The organism is Photobacterium sp. OFAV2-7, assembly GCF_022347985.1.
Classification (GTDB): Bacteria; Pseudomonadota; Gammaproteobacteria; order Enterobacterales; family Vibrionaceae; genus Photobacterium.
Map to the genome: position 1 here is coordinate 1 of NZ_JAKRFQ010000461.1, position 3,999 is coordinate 3,999.

Annotated in this window: 2 protein-coding genes; one reads left to right on the plus strand and one right to left on the minus strand. The window is 48.5% G+C overall.

Annotated features, from left to right (window positions below; all coding sequences use genetic code 11):
• A partial coding sequence (locus MHN01_RS18935; protein WP_239412775.1) for a glycogen/starch/alpha-glucan phosphorylase occupies positions 1–729 on the minus strand: 729 nt, incomplete at its 3' end.
• 481 nt (positions 730–1,210) lie between these two features.
• Between MHN01_RS18935 and malT the strand changes: the two genes are divergently transcribed.
• Entirely contained in the window at positions 1,211–3,919 is a 2,709-nt protein-coding gene (gene malT, locus MHN01_RS18940) for an HTH-type transcriptional regulator MalT (RefSeq protein WP_239412776.1), read from the plus strand.
• The last annotated feature ends 80 nt before the right edge of the window (positions 3,920–3,999 follow it).

Below are 3,999 nucleotides of genomic sequence, written 5' to 3' on the forward strand. Positions count from 1 at the left end.
ATTAGAACGGCACTCCCACAGACGCAGCGGGTAAACGCTCTTGTTGTCGTAGCCAACGATAGGCAGGTCCCAGGCCACACCTTCAACCGTCATACCCGGTACCCAGCGACGGCAAGCGTTGCCATTTTCGTCTGTGTAGGCTTCAACGTGACCGTATAGGCTTACTGTCTGAGAAAGCTCTGGACGAATCACTTCCCACGGGTAGCCTTCAAGGCCACGCCATGCATCCGGCGCTTCTACCTGGCGACCGTCAACAAAAGACTGACGGAACAGGCCGTACTCGTAGTGCAGGCCATAACCTACTGCCGGGTACTCTTGAGCAGCCAGTGAATCCATAAAGCAGGCAGCCAGACGGCCAAGACCACCGTTACCCAGTGCTGGGTCGCGTTCTTCTTCTAGTAGATCAGTCAGGTTGTGACCCATCTCTTCCATTGCCGCAGCAACGTCTTCATACAGGCCCATGCTGATCAGGTTGTTGCCTGTCAGGCGGCCGATAAGGAATTCTAAAGAAAGGTAGTTAACACTACGTGCTTTCTCTTCTGCTAGTTGTTTTTCTGTTTCTAGCAGGTTGCCGGTACTGATTTCTGCCAGTGCTCGGCCCATTGCCAGATACCAGCTACGTGGAGTAGCAGTCTCTGTAGTATTCGCATAAGTCGTCGTCAGGTGTTTCTCTACGGCCGCTTTAAATGCTGCCTTGTCAAATTGTTGTGTATGACCATTTTTAGACATGGTTCAATCTCGCTCTAGGATTATTTCCAACTGGTGACTATGTTGCCTTCGTTTGTCAGGCAAAACATCCTCCTAACCAAGGGAGGATTAGGGATGAGTATGAGGGGCGTAGTTACCCAATCCCCCTCCCTAGTGTGACATTCTGCAAATTTCGAGGTGTAGACTGCTCCCTACGAATCACATAATGCAACTTGGTTCACAAGTTTAGACTAATCCACATGTGCAACATTGGGCTTAAATTTTAATGAAAGATCCGAGATATGTGAGCCAACTCATAATTCCGGGGATGAGAAGGCATAGAATTACCGAATTTAGTATTAAGGTGGGTAAAGTTATGGCCCAGATCAAATGTCATGAAATTTTTTTATTGCATGATTTTAATTACACCACGGAATAAAGCTCACCAATAATCTGCCTAGAGCAGTAGACTAATACCTAAGAGCTTTAATGGACCTGAAACCTTACAAAAGATAGCAAGACTATGTGGATACCATCTAAACTGACACGACCGGCACGCCTTCATAATGCAATACTCCGCCCCCGTTTGCTGGAAACGCTAGATCAGGCTCCTTTTTACCGTCTTGTTCTGTTTCGATCGCCTGCTGGCTACGGCAAAACCACTATGGCAGCACAGTGGTTGAACGAGCACCCTCACACGGGCTGGTTCAATATCGACGAAAATGACAACGACACATTCCGCTTCGCTAACTACCTTCTTCAATCAATTAATAAATCAACGAATAATGCTTGCCTAAAAACACAGGCAATGGCCGAGCGTCGACAATTTGCCTGTATGTCTACACTCTTTAGCGAGCTATTCGGTGAACTGAGCGATTATCACGAACAAACCTATCTGGTACTTGATGATTACCATGTCATCAACAACGACGATATTCACGACGGTATGCGTTTCTTCCTGAAAAATATGCCTGACAACATTACGCTCGTCGTTACCAGCCGTACCTTGCCTCCACTGGGTACAGCCAACCTTCGAGTACGGGATCTGTTAATTGAAGTCGATAACGATTTACTGGCGTTCGACGAAGAAGAAACAGAACGCTTCTTCAACAAACGGGTTACTGACAATGTTGAATCAAGTGTACTCAAAACCTTGCGCGAGCAGGTAGAAGGCTGGCCGTCAGCCTTGCAACTAATCGCACTACATGCACAGCAAAGACCAAACAACCTCGTTGAATCAGCTGTATCGGTTGCAAACTTCAATCGGGGTCACCTCTGGGACTATCTGGCCGAAGAGGTATTTGACCAGTTGGATCGCGAAACCCAGCAGTTCTTGCTGCAATGTTCGGTACTGGACATGTTCAATGCCGAGCTGGTGACCGACCTTACCGGACGAAGCGATGCCCTGGCGATGCTGGAATCACTTAACCGGTTTGGCCTATTCCTTAATACACTGGAAGGCGACAATAACTGGTATCGCTTCCATAATCTGTTTGCCGAGTTTTTACGCCACCAGCGTTATTCACAAATTCCGCAGCAACGTTCAGAGCTCCATTCACTGGCAGCCCGGGCATGGCTAAAACAAAACTCGCCGCAACAGGCTCTGCTCCATGCCCAAAAAAGCGAAGACAAAAGTCTCAGTGTCGAGATCTTGTCCGAGTTTGGTTGGGAAATGTTCCATCATGGCGAGCTTAAACTGCTGGAAGACAGTATTGATCATCTGGACAAAGACACACTGTTTAGTACCCCGCGTCTGGCCCTATTACGCCTATGGCTGATCCAAAGCCAGCACCGCTATAACGATGTCGGTGAGCTGATTGTCGAATCAGAAGCCGAGATGCACAAACACAACATCGTGTTAAACGACGCACTTCAGGGTGAGTTTAACGCCCTGCGTGCCCAGGTCGCCATTAACCAAAGCAAACCGGAAGACGCGCTAACCCTCTCCGAGCTTGCATTAGGCCAGCTTCCTTCTACTACCTATCGTAGTCGAATTGTTGCCACCTCTGTTGTCGGCGAAGTGCACCACTGCCTGGGCAACCTAAGCCGTGCACTACCGATGATGCAGCAAACCGAGAAGATGGCTCGACAGTACCATGTATACCATCAGGCGCTCTGGGCGCTGCTTCAGCAAAGTGAGATCTTACTGGCGCAAGGTTATGTTCAGTCTGCCTACGAAATCCTGGATCAGGCGTTTAAGCTGGTTAAAGAACAGCATCTGCAGCAAGTTCCGTTGCACGAGTTCCTGCTACGCCTTCGTGCCCAGATACTCTGGTGCTGGAACCGCCTGGACGAAGCGGAGGAAGCAGCACTGAAAAGCCTGGAAGTGCTTGCACCTTTCGACGAGACCAAGTCCCTACACGCCTATTCGATGCTGGCCAGAATCGCCATCACCCGCGGTGAACAGGACAAGGCGGCCCGCTACCTTGAGTTGTGTAACAGCATGATGGACCGCTCTGACTACCATATTGACTGGCGAGCCAATACAGATTTGGCAAACCTGTTCTACTGGCAGCTCAAAGGCGATTTGGAGAGCATTCAGAGCTGGCTTGAAAAAGCCGAGGAACCGGAAGCGGCATGTAACCATTTCCAGCAACTGCAATGGCGTAATATTGCCCGTGCCTGTCTTAACGTGGGTGAAACGGAACGCTCACAGCACATCTTGGATATGTTGCTTGAAAGTTGCGATAAACATAATCTGATCACAGACCAAAACCGCAACCTTGTGGTACAAGCTGTACTCAGTAAGCGGATGAACGAAAAAGAAAAAGCACTAGCACAGCTCAAAGAAGCCCTAGTGTTAACCAACAGCACAGGAATGGTTGGTATTTTCCTATGTGATGGTGCCGATATTTGCGATTTACTGCAAGAACTTGTAGACGGTAAAGCACTTAGCGAACTAGAGCTGCATCGTGCTCGTCAGTTGCTTCGAGAAATGACCAGCAAAGAGCGTAACCGCTCAGTGCATTTCGATGAAAGTTTTGTCGAGAAGTTGCTTAACCTGCCAGATGTCCCTGAGTTAATCCGAACCAGCCCGCTAACACAACGCGAGTGGCAGGTATTGGGACTTATCTATACGGGTTACAGTAATGAGCAAATCGCCTCAGAGCTGGATGTTGCCTCAACGACGATTAAAACCCATATTCGCAATCTGTATCAAAAGCTGAATATCGCCAATCGTCAGCAGGCTATCGAAACAGCAGAAAACTTACTCAAACTTATGGGCTTCTAGCCAAGCTAAGCTCATCACAGGTTAAGGATGACCTATGATTGAATGGAGCAGTAACCGCATTTGGTATCAAGATATGCCGT

Coding starts and splice junctions, on each gene's coding strand:
- malT (WP_239412776.1), top strand. CDS start 1,211: ATGTGGATACCATCTAAACTGACACGACCGGCACGCCTTCATAATGCA.